Source organism: Mycobacterium sp. D16Q13, from assembly GCF_002013375.1.
Taxonomy (GTDB): Bacteria; Actinomycetota; Actinomycetes; order Mycobacteriales; family Mycobacteriaceae; genus Mycobacterium.
Window position 1 is genome coordinate 82,351 of record NZ_MAEW01000020.1, and the last position, 16,614, is coordinate 98,964.

The 16,614-nt window shown below is 64.4% G+C and carries 18 protein-coding genes; 12 read left to right on the top strand and 6 right to left on the bottom strand.

The genetic code is table 11. The features are described from left to right. Nucleotides 1-41 precede the first annotated feature (41 nt). Genes B4400_RS20600 through B4400_RS20615 form a run of 4 tightly spaced genes read left to right on the top strand, consistent with a single transcriptional unit; the run spans nt 42 to nt 3,769 of the window. Complete coding sequence (locus B4400_RS20600) at nt 42-779, top strand: SDR family NAD(P)-dependent oxidoreductase (protein WP_078312397.1); 738 nt, start codon at nt 42-44, stop codon at nt 777-779. Continuing rightward, complete coding sequence (locus B4400_RS20605; RefSeq protein ID WP_078312396.1) at nt 776-1,429, top strand: TetR/AcrR family transcriptional regulator; 654 nt, start codon at nt 776-778, stop codon at nt 1,427-1,429. The genes B4400_RS20600 and B4400_RS20605 overlap by 4 nt, the downstream gene beginning before the upstream one ends. A gap of 1 nt (nt 1,430) precedes the next feature. Beyond that, on the top strand, nt 1,431-2,720 hold the full coding sequence (locus B4400_RS20610; protein ID WP_078312395.1) for an acyl-CoA dehydrogenase family protein: 1,290 nt from the start codon (nt 1,431-1,433) through the stop codon (nt 2,718-2,720). Next, on the top strand, nt 2,720-3,769 hold the full coding sequence (locus B4400_RS20615) for a phosphotransferase family protein (protein WP_078312394.1): 1,050 nt from the start codon (nt 2,720-2,722) through the stop codon (nt 3,767-3,769). The genes B4400_RS20610 and B4400_RS20615 overlap by 1 nt, the downstream gene beginning before the upstream one ends. Here B4400_RS20615 and B4400_RS20620 read toward each other — a convergent pair. Then, complete coding sequence (locus tag B4400_RS20620; RefSeq protein ID WP_078312393.1) at nt 3,759-5,147, bottom strand: amino acid permease; 1,389 nt, start codon at nt 5,145-5,147, stop codon at nt 3,759-3,761. The genes B4400_RS20615 and B4400_RS20620 overlap by 11 nt on opposite strands. A 103-nt stretch (nt 5,148-5,250) precedes the next feature. On the opposite strand from B4400_RS20620, the gene B4400_RS20625 reads away from it, so the two are divergent. Continuing rightward, nucleotides 5,251-6,084, top strand: coding sequence for an LLM class F420-dependent oxidoreductase (locus B4400_RS20625; RefSeq protein WP_139361516.1), 834 nt, complete (start codon nt 5,251-5,253; stop codon nt 6,082-6,084). A 55-nt stretch (nt 6,085-6,139) separates the two neighbouring features. Here the strand turns inward: B4400_RS20625 and B4400_RS20630 are convergent, their stop codons facing one another. The 5 genes from B4400_RS20630 to B4400_RS20650 all read right to left on the bottom strand — a co-directional run bounded on the left by B4400_RS20630 (nt 6,140) and on the right by B4400_RS20650 (nt 10,048). Next, nucleotides 6,140-7,231 carry an inositol-3-phosphate synthase gene (locus B4400_RS20630; RefSeq protein ID WP_078312391.1) on the bottom strand — a complete coding sequence of 364 codons (1,092 nt, stop codon included), beginning with the start codon at nt 7,229-7,231 and terminating at the stop codon, nt 6,140-6,142. A gap of 29 nt (nt 7,232-7,260) precedes the next feature. Next, the gene (locus tag B4400_RS20635) at nt 7,261-7,806 is read right to left on the bottom strand and encodes a PadR family transcriptional regulator (RefSeq protein WP_030097647.1); all 546 of its coding nucleotides are present in this window, start codon (nt 7,804-7,806) and stop codon (nt 7,261-7,263) included. 101 nt (nt 7,807-7,907) lie between these two features. Further along, a complete protein-coding gene (locus B4400_RS20640) occupies nt 7,908-8,753 on the bottom strand; it encodes a DUF1707 SHOCT-like domain-containing protein (protein WP_078312390.1) in 846 nt (281 codons plus the stop codon). 28 nt (nt 8,754-8,781) lie between these two features. Next, on the bottom strand, nt 8,782-9,567 hold the full coding sequence (locus tag B4400_RS20645; protein WP_078312389.1) for a DUF1707 SHOCT-like domain-containing protein: 786 nt from the start codon (nt 9,565-9,567) through the stop codon (nt 8,782-8,784). 25 nt (nt 9,568-9,592) lie between these two features. Further along, nucleotides 9,593-10,048, bottom strand: a complete 456-nt coding sequence (locus B4400_RS20650; protein ID WP_078312388.1) for a hypothetical protein — start codon at nt 10,046-10,048, stop codon at nt 9,593-9,595. 130 nt (nt 10,049-10,178) lie between these two features. On the opposite strand from B4400_RS20650, the gene B4400_RS20655 reads away from it, so the two are divergent. From B4400_RS20655 to rplI, 7 genes are all read left to right on the top strand, one after another. Further along, nucleotides 10,179-10,601 (top strand): DUF5318 family protein, encoded by a 423-nt coding sequence (locus tag B4400_RS20655; RefSeq protein ID WP_078312462.1) that lies wholly within the window; start codon nt 10,179-10,181, stop codon nt 10,599-10,601. Nucleotides 10,602-10,620: 19 nt separating this feature from the next. After that, nucleotides 10,621-12,993 (top strand): transglycosylase domain-containing protein, encoded by a 2,373-nt coding sequence (locus B4400_RS20660; RefSeq protein WP_078312387.1) that lies wholly within the window; start codon nt 10,621-10,623, stop codon nt 12,991-12,993. An 85-nt stretch (nt 12,994-13,078) separates the two neighbouring features. Continuing rightward, nucleotides 13,079-14,665, top strand: coding sequence for a glycosyltransferase family 87 protein (locus tag B4400_RS20665; RefSeq protein ID WP_078312461.1), 1,587 nt, complete (start codon nt 13,079-13,081; stop codon nt 14,663-14,665). A 127-nt stretch (nt 14,666-14,792) separates the two neighbouring features. Beyond that, nucleotides 14,793-15,083: a 30S ribosomal protein S6 gene (gene rpsF / locus B4400_RS20670; protein ID WP_030097640.1), complete on the top strand. Its 291-nt coding sequence runs from the start codon at nt 14,793-14,795 to the stop codon at nt 15,081-15,083. A 74-nt stretch (nt 15,084-15,157) separates the two neighbouring features. Continuing rightward, nucleotides 15,158-15,658: a single-stranded DNA-binding protein gene (locus tag B4400_RS20675; protein WP_078312386.1), complete on the top strand. Its 501-nt coding sequence runs from the start codon at nt 15,158-15,160 to the stop codon at nt 15,656-15,658. A gap of 44 nt (nt 15,659-15,702) precedes the next feature. Beyond that, entirely contained in the window at nt 15,703-15,957 is a 255-nt protein-coding gene (rpsR, locus tag B4400_RS20680) for a 30S ribosomal protein S18 (protein WP_005064619.1), read from the top strand. Nucleotides 15,958-15,974: 17 nt separating this feature from the next. Continuing rightward, nucleotides 15,975-16,430: a 50S ribosomal protein L9 gene (gene rplI, locus B4400_RS20685; RefSeq protein ID WP_078289820.1), complete on the top strand. Its 456-nt coding sequence runs from the start codon at nt 15,975-15,977 to the stop codon at nt 16,428-16,430. Nucleotides 16,431-16,614: the final 184 nt, after the last annotated feature.

The window sequence follows — 16,614 nt, forward strand, 5'->3', positions numbered from 1 at the left end:
TCTTTAATGTATCGATCGCCACATTAATGGAGGAGGCTCGAATGCTGCAGGACAAGGTCGTCGTCGTCACCGGCGGAAGCCGCGGATTGGGGCGAGCGATGGTGCAGGCATTCGCGGCCCATGGCGCCGATGTGGTGATCGCGAGCCGCAAGATCGACTCCTGTAACAAGCTGGCCGCCAAGGTGGAAGCTGAGCATGGACGCCGCGCGCTCCCGGTGGCCTGCAATGTCAGCTCCTGGGAACAATGCGATGAGCTGGTCGAGACCGTGTACCGCGAATTCGGCCGCGTGGACGTATTGGTCAACAACGCGGGGCTGTCCCCGCTGTACCCCAGCCTGGATCAGGTGTCGGAAGCGTTGTTCGACAAGGTGATCGGGGTCAACCTGAAGGGCCCGTTCCGGCTGTCGGCGTCGATTGCCACCAAGATGGCGGCAGGTGCGGGCGGTTCGATCATCAACATCAGCTCGATCGAAGCGGTGCGGCCCGACGCCACCGCCCTGCCGTACGCGGCGGCCAAGGCCGGTTTGAATGCCCTGACCCTCGGGCTGTCGCACACTTTCGGGCCGGCCGTACGCGCCAACACGATTCAGTGCGGGCTGTTCAATACCGATATCGCGGCGGCCTGGCCGGAGGGGTTCGCTGAGGCGCTCATTCCGAGCATTCCGTTGCGCCGCGTGGGGGAACCGGAGGACATCGTCGGCGCGGCACTGTATCTCGCGAGCGAAGCCTCGGCCTACTGCACGGGAACGACCATTCGCCTGGACGGCGGCATCTTGTGACGGAGGCCGGCGCCAAACCGCGGCGAGGCCGGCCTCCCGCGTCCGACGGTGATGCGGCGGCGACCCGTCGGCGGATCATGGATGTGGCAACAGAGCTGTTTGCAGACAAGGGATTTCACGCTACGGGTGTCGCAGAGATTGGTTCGGCGGCGGGCGTACGCGGTGGTGCGCTGTACTATCACATTGGATCAAAAGAGGAACTTCTCTGGGAGATCCTGCGCAGCTACATCGACGAGATGCTCACCGAGGCTGCCCATATCGCGGGTATGAATACCCCGCCGGCCAAGCGCCTGCGCACGCTGATCGGCTCCTACGTCATCCTCATCGTCAAGTACCGCAAGCAGGTCGCCATACAGGTCCGTGACGGTTCCGCGCTGACCGGTGAGCGTGCCGCGGAACTACAGGAACTACGTGACGAGTTGCAGCGCTGCTGGCAGCGCGTCCTCGACGAGGGTCACGAGGCCGGGGTGTTTCGCACGTCCGATCACCTGATCACCAATGCGATCCTCGGGATGCTCAACATGGTGGCGGTCTGGTATCGCGCCGACGGCAAGAGCCCGGCACAGATCGCCAAGCGCATCGCCGACATGGTCTTGGACGGTGTCCAGATGAACCGTCTCGTTGAATCCGAACCGACAGGAAGTGACTGACATGGCATGGGATTTCGAAACCGACCCCGAGTACCAGGAGCTGCTGGACTGGGCCGAGGAGTTCGTCCGCACGGAGGTTGAACCACTCGACTACGTGTTCCCCAATCCGTACGACAAGTCGGACAAAGAAGCCATGGACTACGTACGCCCGCTCAAGGAAGAGGTCAAGCGGCGCGGCCTGTGGGCCTGCCACCTCGGGCCCGAACTGGGCGGCCCGGGCTTTGGGCAGCTCAAGCTGGCGCTTCTCAATGAGATCCTGGGCAGGTCGGTCTGGGCGCCTTCGATATTCGGATGTCAGGCACCCGACACCGGCAACGCGGAGATCCTCGCGCACTACGGTACTGAAGCTCAGAAGGCCACGTATCTGCAGCCGCTGATGGACGGTGATATCGGCTCCTGTTACGTCATGACCGAGCCGCAGGGCGGATCCGATCCGACGCTGTTCAAGACCACCGCGGTGCGCGACGGTGACGAGTGGATCCTGAACGGGGAGAAGTGGTTCAACTCCGAAGCGCGGCACGCGGCCTTCTGGATCGTCATGGCCGTCACCAACCCGGACGTCAGTCCGTACCAGGGCATGTCCATGTTCATCGTCGACCCGAACGCCCCCGGAGTCGAGATCGTCAGAAACATCACCGTGCACGGGTTCAGCGAGGACGAGGCATATACCCGCTTCACCAACGCCCGGATTCCCGCCGAGAACATGCTGGGCGCCGAGGGTGCCGCGTTCGTGATCGCCCAGACCCGTCTGGGTGGAGGTCGCGTGCACCATGCCATGCGGACGGTGGCCCAGGTGCGCAAGGCATTCGACATGATGTGTCAGCGCGTCATCAGCCGGGAGGCGCGTGGCGGCACCATCGCCAAATTGCAGATGACGCAGGAGCGCATCGCCGACAGCTGGATCGAGATGGAATCGTTCCGTCTGCTGGTGCTCCGCACCGCCTGGCTGATCGACAAGCACCAGGACTATCTGAAGGTGCGTAAGGACATCGCGGCGATCAAGGCCGCCATGCCGAAGGTCATGCACGATGTCGCCCAGCGCGCCCTGCATCTGCACGGCTCGCTCGGGGTGTCCGAGGAGATGCCGCTGGCCAAGATGTTCTTGTACTCGGAGGTGATGGGTCTGGTCGACGGCCCAACCGAGGTGCACAAGGTAACCATCGCCAAGGAGGTCCTCAAGGATTACACCCCGTATGAGGGGCTGTTCCCGCCGAGCCACATCCCGGCGCTGACGGAGAAGGCGCGGGCGCATGTGGCGGCTCGGCTCGAGCACCGGGTGGGCAATCTGTAATGGCCGCACCGCAGCATGTAGATCCGAAAAGCGTTGATTTCGACATTGTTTCGCGCTGGATGGACGAGCAGAGGCTCCCCGCGGGCGAGGTTGCGGATGTCTCCGCGATCACGGGGGGCACGCAGAACATCATGGTGCGGTTCACCCGGGGTGGCCGCGAGTACGTGTTGCGGCGACCACCCAAGCATCTGCGTGAGGCTAGCAACAATGTGATCCGTCGCGAGGCGAGATTGTTGGGAGCCATACGTGGGCAAGGAGTTCCGGCACCGGAGCTCATCGCGGCCTGCGTCGACGAGACGGTGCTGGGTGGCGCGGTCTTCTACCTGATGGAGCCGGTCGACGGCTTCAACGCCTCGGTTACCCTGCCGGAGTTGCACGCCGGTAGAGCGGATATCCGGCATCAGATGGGATTGGAGGCTGTCGGCGGCATCGCTGCGCTGGGCGCACTGGACTACCAGACGCTGGGACTGGACGGCTACGGAAATCCCGACTGCTTCCTGGAGCGCCAGGTGCCGCGCTGGCTCAAGGAACTCGACTCGTATGCCAAGCACGAGGGATATCCGGGTCCGGATATTCCGGGCCTGCGGTCCGTCGCGGATTGGCTTGAGCAGCACCGTCCGTCGCAGTGGAAGCCGGGAATCATGCACGGGGATTTCCACCTGGCCAACATGATGTTCCGCAATGACGGCCCGCAGTTGGCGGCCATCGTGGATTGGGAAATGTCGACCATCGGCGATCCGCTGCTGGATTTGGGGTGGCTGCTGGCGACCTGGCCGTCCGAGACCGACGATGCGTCACTGGGCGGGGCACTCGTGCAGGCCGGGAACTTGCCCACGCCCGAGGAACTCGTCGCGCACTATGCCGAACGCACGGATCGCGATCTGAGCGCGATGGACTGGTACACGGTGCTGGCCTGCTTCAAGCTAGGCATCATCCTGGAGGGTACGCATGCTCGTGCCTACGCTGGGAAAGCACCTGTGGCGGTGGGTGATTACCTCCACAGCCTGACTTTGCAGCTGTTCAGGCGGGCGATGGCAATTACCGGGTGACCGGTTCCTCGGGTGACGGGTCGCGGCGCCGGGTCAGGCGCAGCACCACGAAGGCGATCAGGATCACCGCCCAGGACAGCAGGCTGGCCCACAGCTGCGACCGGGTGCCGTCCTGAAAGCCCATGGCGACCAGAATCGCCACGATGGCACCGGCGGTGAGAATCGTCAACACCGGGTAGCCCCACATCTTGACGATCAGCTTCTCCGGAGGCGTGCGGGGCCTGAGCACCAGCTGTGATATCGCAATCATGAAGTACACAAAGAGGATTACCGCGCCGGAGGAATTGAGCAGGAACAGGAATACGGTGTCCTCGGCGACGTATGCCAGGATCACGCAGACGAATCCGATGAACGAGGACGCCAGGATGGCGTGCACGGGAACACCGCGAGAATTGACGCGTAGCCAGCTGCGTGGCGCCTCGCCCCGTCCCGCCAACACGAAGAGCATGCGGGAGGCGGTATACATCGCCGAGTTGAGACAGGACAGTACGGCGGTGAGCACCACGATCCGCATGATGTTGTCGGCGTGCGAAATCCCCATGGTCTTGAATGCGGTGACGAAGGGAGAGGTGCCCAGGGTCGGGCTATCCCACGGCACGATCACCGCGATAAGGAAGATTGATCCCACAAAGAAGAGCCCAATTCGGTAGATGACCGAGTTGGTGGCCCTGCTGATGGCCCGCGCGGGGTCCTTGGATTCGGCAGCGGCAATGGTGGCAATTTCCGGGCCGACCATGGAGAACACGACGACCACGATGGCGGAGAAGATCGCACCGGTGCCGTTCGGTGCGAACCCGCCCTTGGTGAGGTTAGAGAAGTCCATCTGCCTATCCGGCCACCAGCCCACGACGAACATGGTGCCGAGGACCAGAAACGCGATGATGGCAAGCACTTTCACGCTCGCAAACCAGTATTCGAATTCGCCATAGGAGCGCACCGAGAAAAGGTTGGTGGCGGTCATGGCCACCATGAGGACTAGTGCGATGAGCCACAGGGGAGTATCCGGCCACCAATCTTGGACGATCTTGCCGCCGGCCACCGCCTCGAACCCGACGACGATCACCCAGAAGTACCAGTAGAGCCAGCCGACCGAGAATCCGGCCCAATCACCGAGTGCGCGGCGGCTGTAGTCGGCGAAGGAGCCGGTCGACGGATTCGCCACGGCCATCTCGCCGAGCATGCGCATCACCAGCACGATGAGCACTCCGGTAATGGCGTAGGTGAGGAAGGCAGCCGGTCCGGCGGCCTTGATGGTCGCACCTGACCCGACGAACAGACCGGCGCCGATCACGCCGCCGATCGCGATCATCGTCAGGTGGCGCTTCTGCAGCGAGTGCTGCAGACCGCCGCCGTCGGGCGTTTCCGCCGTGGTGCCCATGGGGTGTCTCCTTCAGCCGGGTAGGTCGATGTTGCACCCCGTAACCAGATCGTGCAGCGCGTTGCCAGGAATTTCGTTGGGCGGCGGGAGGTTCCTGGTGGTCGTGAAGCACTTTGGTATCTCCACCTCATCGGCCGACAGATACGTGAGTCCGGACGCGATCGCCCGCGCGGTGGAGGAGCGCGGATTCGATTGGCTGTTGTTCGATGACCACTCGTACTTCCCGATGGACACACCCGATGAGATCGATGCGGAGTTTCGTGCCCGGCTTCCGTTGATCCGGGACCTTCCCGTGGTGCTGGCCTACGCGGCCGCGGCCACCGAACGGCTTGTGATCGGCTCGGGGGTTGCGCTGCTACCTCAGCGCGATGTCCTGCACACCGCCAAGGCGTGGGCGACTCTGGCGACGTTGTCTGGTGGCCGTGCGGTGCTCGGAGTCGGTGTCGGGTGGAATCTGGGCGAGCTGCGCAACCATGGCACCGACCCGAAGGTGCGCGGTGCGAAACTTGACGAGCAGGTGGTTGCCCTAAAGCTGCTGTGGACCGATGAGGTGGCTGAGTTCCACGGAGAGCATGTCGATTTCGGGCCCGTCGCAGCGAGTCCGCGTCCGGAATCGCCGCTCCCGATCTATGTCGGTGGTCCGAGCCCGGCGGCACAACGACGCACGGTGCGGCTCGGTGATGGCTGGTTGCCCTACGCGGCGACGTCGACACCCGATGATGTGCGCGAGGCGCGCCGTCTGTTCGCCGAGCATGGTCGCGCGGACCTGCCCGTGAGCGTGAGTGGCACGGCCGGGGACGAGCGTGTTGCCGCAGCGTATTTGGCGGCCGGTGTGGATCGGGTGCTGTTTCACCTTGATCCGCGAAGTGAGACAGAAACGCTGGTGGAGCTCGACAGGCTCACCGTGATCGCGAATCGATTGCGCGCCAACATATAAACAGGGAGGGCATACCGTCGGGTATGCCCTCCCTGTTGAGGAGTACGGGGAGCGGTCAGCCCTCGATGAACTGCTCCAGCTGGACGCGCGCGACATCGTCGGCGAGCTGCTTGGGCGGGCTCTTCATCAGGTAGGCAGAGGCCGGCAGGATCGGGCCACCGAGTCCACGGTCCAGCGCGATCTTCGCGGCGCGCACCGCGTCGATGATGATGCCGGCCGAGTTGGGGGAATCCCAGACCTCAAGCTTGTACTCGAGGTTCAGCGGCACGTCGCCGAAGGCGCGACCTTCCAGGCGGACGTAGGCCCACTTGCGATCATCGAGCCAGGCGACGTAGTCGGACGGGCCGATGTGCACGTTCTTGTCGTACACCTTGTCGGCCAGCGAGCCGTTCAGGTTCGAGGTGACGGCCTGGGTCTTGGAGACCTTCTTGGACTCCAGACGCTCACGCTCGAGCATGTTCTTGAAGTCCATGTTGCCGCCGACGTTGAGCTGGTAGGTGCGGTCCAGGGTGACACCGCGATCCTCGAACAGCTTGGCCATCACCCGGTGGGTGATGGTGGCGCCCACCTGGCTCTTGATGTCATCGCCCACGATCGGCACACCGGCGTCCTCGAACTTCTTGGCCCACACCGGGTCCGAGGCGATGAACACCGGCAGCGCGTTGACGAACGCCACCTTGGCGTCGATGGCGCACTGTGCGTAGAACTTGTCGGCCTCTTCCGAGCCCACCGGCAGGTAGGAGACGAGGACGTCAACGTCGTTGTCCTTGAGTATCTTCACCACATCGACCGGATCGGCGTCGGAGACCTCGATGGTGTCGGCGTAGTACTTGCCGATGCCGTCCAGGGTGGGGCCGCGCTGCACGATCACATCGGTCGGCGGCACGTCGGCGATCTTGATGGTGTTGTTCTCGGAGGCCGAGATGGCCTCGGAGAGATCGAAGCCCACCTTCTTGGCGTCCACGTCGAACGCGGCGACGAACTTCACGTCGCGCACGTGGTACTGGCCGAACTTGACGTGCATCAGACCCGGAACATTGGAGTTCTCGTCCGCATCCTGGTAATACTGCACACCCTGGACCAGCGAGGACGCGCAGTTGCCGACGCCGACGATGGCTACCCGCACCTCAGATGTGTTGTTGGACATGGACGGTTCTCCTTTACCGATGGACATACTTAACGCTCCTCGACCCGTGCCTGCGCGGTGCGCTCGGCGGCGATCAAGTCGTTGAGCCACTTCACTTCTCGTTCACTGGATTCCAGGCCAAGCTGGTGCAACTGCTTTGTGTATCGGTCGAACGAACTGCTCGCCCGGGTAATGGCCTCGCGCAGACCTTCCCGGCGTTCCTCCACCTGACGACGACGGCCTTCGAGGATGCGCATCCGGGCCTCGGCCGGGGTGCGGTTGAAGAATGCCAGGTGCACACCGAAGCCGTCGTCGGTGTAGTTCTGTGGACCGGTGTCCGCCACCAGCTCGCTGAAGCGAGCGCGGCCCGCGGCCGTCATCTGATAGACCCGCTTGCCGCGAAGCAGCACCGTGGTGCCCGCGGGCGCGGAGTCCTCTGCGATAAGCCCGTCGGCCTGCATGCGGCGCAGGGCCGGGTACAGCGAGCCGTAGGAGAAGGCCCGAAAGGCGCCCAGTAGGCCCGTCAGGCGCTTGCGCAGCTCGTAGCCGTGCATGGGTGACTCAAGCAGCAGGCCCAGGATTGCCAGTTCCAACATGAAGTCACCTCCCAACACCGTGTATGACGCCGGAGCATCTCTCGTGCACCGATCGCGCCATAGTATCGCCGCGATATATGCGGGCGCCACACGGGGGAGGGTTATCTCTCGGATGGATACATCGTCCGAATCGGCGTGCCGTCGGGATTGACGTAGATCGAGCCATTCTGGAACTCACCGCTCACCGAGATGTCGATCTGCACGGTGTCCGGCGGCGCGGTCTTATCCTCGCTCGGCTTGATGAAAAGGTAGGTGTTCTTGACCTCGCTGGCCTTGATGCCGAGGGTTTCGGGTGCGCCGCGCAGGATCCCGATGATGGTCTTCACATCAAACTTGCCGAGATCCACTACGTGGTCGGCATGCGACCCACTGTCGTCATCGGGGTGGTCCCACCCGCCCTCGTAGCGGTACCGCAGGGTGCGGCGCGGCTCGCGCGGATCGGGTCGGGTGAGCAGGGCGTACTCCCCGTAGATGTTCAGTTCGTACCCCGTGGTGTCGCCGAACTTTTGGCGCATCTGCTCGAACAGCCCGGTCAGACCGCCCAGCGACATCAACTGCCGCGGCGGCGTCAGCACGATCGGCGCCACGCCGTCGGGCTTGGCGCCCGGGTCTGATTGGAAGTCCAAAGGAGAGTTGGTGTTTCCGTACGCGCCCCAACCGACGAGAACACCCACCAGGATCAGCGCCGTGGCCACCCCGGCGGGGGCGTACCACCGCCGCCACCAGGGGCGTTGCGACCCCTGGAGGACGGGCATGCTCGCCGCGGACTTTGCGTTCTGCAGATCCGAGACGAGGGCGCTCAGCTGGCTCAGTGTGGAGGCGTTGGTGGCCGCAGCGACCCTTTCCCGGTGCTCCTCCATGGACAGCTGTCCGTCGCTCAGCGCATCGTCGAGCAGCTTGCAGGTGTCGTTGCGGTCGCTGTCCTTGGCCCGGGTGACTGTCGCCATGCGAGGAATCGTAGAGCGATCTTGATGCTCAGGATGCGGGCGTGACCTCTTTGGGCTCGCCGTTACCCGCGACGACCATCCGTCCGGTGCGGTCCCTCTCTGAGACGGTGACGGTGATGTCGACGCCCTCGTCGCTGGGCCGGATCACCATGACGGTTCCGCTCTCTCCGGCTGTGGGCACGTTCAGGGTCTCGGGTGCGCCGCGCAGGACGCCGACGATCTTGGCCGGATCGAACCGGCTCAGGTCGCCGATCTTCACGTTGCGCCAGGTGCCGGGCTGCGCGCCGCCGTCGCGGAACCCGCCCTGATACGGGTAGGTGATGGGCAGTTCCGGATCCGCGGCCTCGATGCGGACCAGCGACGCGTTGTTCCAGCGCACGGTCAGCTCGATACCCGTGGTGTCGCCGAACTTCGCGCGCATCTGATCCAGCAGGCCGGACAGGCCCGGGACGGAGAACAGCTTGGTCGGCGCGATCACCACGGGGGCGACGCCGTCGGCGGCCGCGCCCGGGTCCGGTGGCACCGGCCGCGTCGCGTAGCTGCTCACCCCGGCTCCGACGGCGGCGGCGACGACAGCCGTGACAACGATCGCCGGCCAGCGGCGCCGCTGCGGCTGCGGTGCGGGTACGTGGGCCGGAAGTGCGGCGATCTGCAGATCGGAGACCACGCCGTTGAGTTCACCGAGAGTCTGCGCAGAGGTGGCCACGGCGATCCGTTGACGATGTTCCTCCGAGGAGATCTGGCCTTCGCCAAAGGCGGCATCGAGCGCCTTGCAGGTGACGTCTCGGTCAGAGTCCTTGGCACGGGTCGCCATGCGAGGAATCGTAGAGTGGCCGGAATCAGCCCCAGTACGCGAACTCGCAGACCGGGTTCGGTTCGTTCTTGAACGACACCAGCATGTCGCCCATCGTGATCGTGCAGCCGGTGGCGCCGGCGCCGTTGGCCTGGACCTCGGAGTTCGCCTCCTCGACGACGTCGATGGTGTGCTCCCAGGGCAGCGAGACATCCTTCTCGATGTGGGCGGGGCCGCCGTTCTCCTGCCAGGTGACGGTTGCCGTTCCGGCGCCCATCACCTTCAGGACTGCGGACCCGACGATCTTGCCGGTGCCCTTCACCCCAACGGGCGTGGAGGCGGTCGCCGCGGGACCGTCGACCGGGGCCGGCCGCGTCGTCGACGTAGCCGCTGAGGTGGCTGCTTGCGTCGACGAGATGTCGGCAGATTTCCCGCATCCGGATGTGATCACGGCGATGACCGCAAAGCCGGCAAGCGCCGGCGAAAGTCGAAGAAATGTCACCTTGCCCCCTCTTCCTGACAACCGACCCATCGTAACGAGTGGAACGCAGACAGACTTCGGCTTCGCAAAGGACATGCTGTCTGTGTGGCCCGGGGTCTGCCTGCGGGTAATCGGACGTACTCTGGTTACCGTGCGATTGCAGAGACAGGTGGTGGATTACGCGCTCAAGCGGCGATCCCTGCTGGCCGAGGTCTATTCCGGGCGTACCGGCGTGGCCGAAGTCTGCGACGCGAACCCGTACCTGCTCCGCGCGGCTAAGTTCCACGGCAAATCGAGTGCCGTGGTCTGCCCGATCTGCCGCAAGGAGCAACTGACGCTGGTGTCGTGGGTTTTCGGCGAGCACTTGGGAGCGGTATCCGGGTCGGCCCGTTCGGCCGAGGAACTCGTGATGCTTGCCACTCGGTACCCGGAGTTCGCCGTGCACGTTGTCGAGGTATGCCGGACCTGCAGTTGGAATCATTTGGTGAAGTCGTATGTCATGGGCGCCCTCCCGGCGCCGAAGGGGACCACCCCACGTCAGCGGACAACTCGTGCCCGGACGGCCAGTGAATAGGCCACAAGGTGAGGGCGGCGTGGTTGGCGGGCAGAATCCGGTAGCTCCCAGCAGCGGCTCGGATTCACCGCGTACCCCCAGCATGGACGATCGCCCGACGTCGATCCTCGACCCCGTCGAGGATCTGCCGTTGTACCGGCGCGACGAGGACGCCGTGGCCGCCGCGCGCGCGGCACTGGAACGTGACGACGAGGGCATGGGGCACGAGCCGCCGCCGCCACCCGGCAGGCCCGGTGGCCAGTCTCGTCCGCCGCAGCGCCGCCGTAAGCGGAAGACCAACGGCTGGAGAATTTTCCGTCGTGTGATGATCGCGCTGGTCTTGCTGGCGATCGTTATCCCGCTGGCGACGTTCGCACTGGCGTATTCGGTGGTCGACATCCCGAAGCCGGGTGACATTCGTACCAGCCAGGTGTCCACCATCCTGGCCAGCGACGGCACCACCGAGCTCGCCAAAGTTGTTCCACCGGATGGGAACCGGGTCGATATCAAGATCGACCAGGTGCCCCAGCATGTGCGTGCGGCCGTGATGGCCGCCGAGGACCGTGATTTCTACGGCAACCCTGGGTTCTCGTTCTCAGGGCTGCTGCGCGCTGTCAAGAACAACATGTTCGGTGGCGACACTCAGGGTGGATCGACGATCACTCAGCAGTACGTGAAGAACGCGATGGTGGGCGCGCAGCGCGCCGGCCTCGGCGGCCTCACCCGTAAGGCCAAAGAAATCGTCATCTCCACCAAGATGTCCCAGTCCTGGTCCAAGGATCAGGTGCTGGAGGCCTACCTCAACATCATCTATTTCGGGCGCGGTGCGTACGGCATCTCGGCGGCATCGAAGGCCTACTTCGACAAGCCGGTCGAACAGCTGACCGTGTCCGAGGGTGCGTTGTTGGCCGCGCTAATCCAACGGCCTTCACGACTGGATCCCGCGGTGGACTTGCCTGAGTCGACCAACCGGTGGAATTGGGTGCTCGACGGCATGGTGACCATCGGTGCCCTGTCCGCGCAGGATCGCGCCGGGCAGGTGTACCCGGCAACGGTGCCGCCCGAGCAGGCCGCCGCACAGAACGCGACCACGGGCCCGAACGGCCTCATCAAACGTCAGGTGATGGCGGAGCTGACCGACCTGTTCAACATCGATGAGCAGACGTTGAACACCGAGGGTCTGCAGATCACGACCACCATCGACACCAAGGCGCAGCAGGCCGCCGAGAACGCGGTCAACAGCACCCTGCAGGGTGAGAACCCTGATCTGCGGACGGCGGTGGTCTCCGTCGACCCGCGTACCGGCGCGGTGAAGGCCTATTACGGCGGATCGAACGCGCAGGGCCTGGACTATGCGCAGCAGGGTTTGCAGACCGGCTCGTCGTTCAAGGTGTTTGCCTTGGTGGCGGCATTGCAGCAGGGCATCGGCCTGGGCTATCAGCTGGACAGCTCGGAGCTGACGTATCAGGGCATCACCATCAAGAACAGCGAAGATGCTTCGTGTGGAACGTGTTCGGTGGCCGAGGCGCTCAAGCGCTCGCTGAACACCAGCTTCTACCGGCTCATGCTGAAGCTGAAGAACGGGCCCGATGATGTGGCGACGGCCGCGCACAACGCCGGTATCGCCGAGAACTTTCCCGGCGTCTCGCACACTCTGTCCGAGGACGGTCAGGGCGGCCCGCCGAACAACGGCGTCGTGTTGGGTCAGTATCAGACCCGGGTGATCGACATGGCCTCGGCGTATGCGACCTTGGCGGCGTCAGGGACCTACCGCAAGCCGCACTTCATCCAGAAGGTGGTGAACGCGGACGGTCAGGTGCTTTTCGACGCGGGCTCCTCCGACAACACCGGCGAGAAGCGCATATCCGATGACGTTGCGAACAACGCGATCTCGGCGATGAAGCCGATTGCGGGCTACTCGCGTGGACATGGGCTGGCCGGTGGCCGAGAGTCGGCCGCGAAGACCGGTACCGCCCAGTTGGGCGACACCAAGGACAACAAGGACGCCTGGATGGTCGGTGTCACCCCGTCGCTCTCGACAGCGGTGTGGGTGGGAACCGACGACGGCAAGCCGATCAAGAACAGTTGGGGCGGGCCGATTTACGGTTCCGGTCTGCCGTCGGACATCTGGAAGAAGACCATGGATGGTGCGCTGGACGGCACCACCAAGGAGACCTTCCCCAAGCCAGGTGCCATCGGTGGTTATGCCGGTGTGCCCGTCTACGTACCCCCGCCTCCGGCGCCGAATGGTCCGCCTGCGCCCGCGCCGGGCGGCGGTGGCGAGGTGACGGTCATCCAGCCGACCATCGAGATCGCACCGGGTATCACCATTCCGGTGGGGCCCCCGACAACGATTCCGGTTGGCCCGGCGGCGCCACCGGCGGGTGACGTACCGCCACCTCCGGGGCAGTAGGCAGGTGCCGGCCGAATCCCGGAGCCGCAGCGTCGGCGACATTGAGTCTGTGAGCCGCAGCGTCGGCGACATTCAGGGTGCGACGGTGTCTCCCGAAAAACTCGCGGGTGATCTGCGCAGCGCCGACGACCGTGACTTCCCCAGTCGCACAGATGTGATGGGCGCCGAGCTGTCCGAGGTGGTCGGCGGACCGCTGGGTCGGCACGCGTTGGTCGGCAGGCAACCGTTCTGGACGCCGCTGCGGGTGGTGTTCATCATCGCGCTGGGGTTCCTCATCCTGGGATGGACCAGCAAGGCGCCCTGTTTGCAGCAGAGTGGAACCGGCAGCGGCTCCCAGCGCGTGGCCAATTGGGACAACAACCGCGCCTACTACCAACTGTGCTACTCGGATACCGTGCCGCTGTACGGCGCCGAGCTGTTGAACCAGGGCCGCTTCCCGTACAAGTCGAGCTGGCTGGAAACCGACTCGAGCGGGCATCAGAAGATTCAGTACGACGGCACCCCGGCGGTCCGGTACATGGAGTACCCGGTGGTCACCGGGGTGTACCAGTACACCGCGATGGCCCTGGCCAAGACGTACACCCAGGCCAGCGACCTGCTGGGGCTGCCCATCGTCGCCGAAGTCGTGATGTTCTTCAACATCGTGGCCTTCGGGTTGGCGCTGGCCTGGCTGGTGACCATTTGGGCCAGTGCGGGATTGAGCCCGCGCACACGTCCATGGGATGTGGTGATGATCGCCGCTTCCCCGATTGTGATCTTCCAGATCTTCACGAATTTCGATGCTCTCGCAACGGCTTTCAGCATGGCGGCGCTCTTGGCGTGGGCGCGTAAGAAACCGTGGCTCGCCGGTGTGTTGATCGGGCTGGGGGTGTCCGCCAAGCTCTACCCGCTACTGCTGCTGTTTCCGCTGCTGCTGGTGAGCCTGCGGGGTGGCAAGATGCACGAGTTCTCGAAGACCGCCGCCGCCGCACTGGCCAGCTGGGTAGTGGTGAACGCGCCGGTGGCGATGCTCTTTCCGCGAGGGTGGGGGGAGTTCTTCCGGCTCAACACCCGGCGCGGCGACGACATGGATTCGCTGTACAACGTCTTCAAATCCTTCACGGGGTGGCAGGGCTTCGACGGCTCGCTGGGCTTCTGGGAGCCCCCGGTCATTCTCAACGCGGTCTCGGCGGTGCTGTTCGGGATCTGTTGTGTGGGTATCGGATACGTGGCGCTGACGGCGCCGCGGCGTCCGCGCGTAGCGCAGCTGGCCTTCCTGGTGGTGGCGGTGTTCCTGCTGACTAACAAGGTATGGAGCCCGCAGTTCTCGCTGTGGCTGGTGCCGCTGGCCGTGGTGGCGGTGCCGCACCGCCGAATCCTGTTGGCATGGATGACCGTTGATGCGCTCGTATGGATTCCGCGGATGTACTACCTGCTGGGTATGGAGAACAAGGGACTTCCCGAGCAGTGGTTCACCGGCACGGTGCTGGTGCGGGACATCGCGGTGATCGGTCTGTGCGCCCTGGTGCTGCGCCAGATCTATCACCCCAGCGAGGATTTGGTGCGCGCCCACAGCGACAACACCGACGATCCGGCGGGTGGGCCGTGCGACGGGGCCGCCGACGACGCTCCGGCATGGCTGCCCTCCTGGCTGCGGCCGCGTAAACCCACACCGCATATCGCCCGCGCGTAGTTTCTCAGTCGGCGATTTCGCCGGTCAGGGGGCTGTGCGGTAGCCTTGGCCGGTTGCCGACGCAGGCGACTCTCCTGCCACGGATACGCCGTGGCCGCACTAGACCACAGGAGGTGATGAGTTTCTCATGCGTCAGTACGAAATCATGGTCATTCTCGACCCAACCCTTGACGAGCGCACCGTAGCTCCATCGCTGGATACGTTCTTGAACGTTATCCGGGGTGACGGCGGAACCGTTTCGAAGGTAGAGGTCTGGGGCAAGCGTCGTCTTGCTTACGAGATCGCCAAGCATGCCGAGGGCATCTACGCGGTGATCGACGTGGTCGCAGAGCCCGCCACCGTATCGGAGCTTGATCGCCAGCTTGGCCTCAACGAGTCCGTGCTACGGACCAAGGTCCTGCGCACCGGAGCCCGCTAGAGGTCCTACGGAAGTCAGTCGACTTCCGTAGGCTGCCGGTTAACCACGCCAGCTGACAGACACGAGGAGGAACCGTGGCAGGTGACACCACCATCACGGTCATCGGAAATTTGACCGCCGATCCAGAACTGCGTTTCACCCCGTCCGGGGCCGCCGTCGCCAACTTCACTGTGGCGTCGACCCCCCGCATCTTCGACCGACAGAGTTCGGAGTGGAAGGACGGAGAGGCGCTGTTCCTGCGGTGCAATATCTGGCGTGAGGCCGCCGAGAATGTGGCCGAGAGCCTGACCCGAGGGTCCCGTGTCATCGTCACTGGCCGGCTCAAGCAGCGCTCCTTCGAAACCCGCGAGGGCGAGAAGCGCACCGTCATGGAGGTCGAGGTCGACGAGATCGGCCCGTCTCTGCGGTACGCGACCGCCAAGGTCAACAAGGCCTCGCGTGGTGGTGGCGGCGGTGGAGGTTTCGGCGGCGGAGGTGGCGGCGGGACTTCCCGTCCCAGCGAGCCCGCCGACGATCCGTGGGGCAGCGCCCCGGCCTCCGGTTCCACCGCAGCGGACGACGAACCGCCCTTCTGATCTGGGCGACACAACTTATCTAGCTAGAAAGAAAGAGATTCACCATGGCCAAGACGACTAAGCGCCGTCCTGCCCCGGAAAAGCCGGTCAAGACACGTAAGTGCGCGTTCTGCACCAAGAAGGCGCTGAACATCGATTACAAGGACACCAACCTGCTGCGCACGTACATCAGTGAGCGCGGCAAGATTCGTGCCCGCCGGGTTACCGGCAACTGCGTTCAGCACCAGCGCGACATCGCGATCGCAGTGAAGAACGCGCGCGAAGTAGCCCTGCTGCCGTTCAGCTCGGCGACGCGGTAGGACCGGAGGGACATCTGATGAAGCTGATTCTGACGACCGAGGTCGAGCACCTCGGCACTGCCGGTGACACCGTTGAGGTCAAGGACGGTTACGGACGCAACTACCTTCTGCCCCGCGGACTGGCGATTGTCGCCACCCGTGGTGCGGAGCGCCAGGCCACCGACATCCGTCGCGCCCGCGAGGCCAAGGAGATCCGCGGCGTCGAGCACGCCCACGAGATCAAGCAGGCGATCGAGGGTCTGGGTGCTGTGAAGCTGACGGTGAAGACCGCCGGCGAGGGCAAGCTGTTCGGTTCGGTGACCGCCGCTGACGTGGTGGGTGCCATCAAGGCCGCCGGTGGACCGAACCTGGACAAGCGGACCGTCACCCTGCCGAAGGCACACATCAAGCAGATCGGTTCGTACGCACTGGACGTGCATCTGCACGCCGGTGTGGCGACCAAGGTCACTGTGGATGTAGTCGCCGCAGGCTGATCGATCCGAAATAGTGCCGGGTCAACGGCGCCGTGGGTTTCCGCGGCGCCGTTGCCGTATCTGCTGGCGAACGTATTGTACGCGTGTGCCACTCCAGCGAAGCTACCTCTAGTTAACCTAGAGGGTTGAGAGGGGTAACAGAACACGCCCGAGTACGCAACCTGATGCGACACGCCGGACGGAT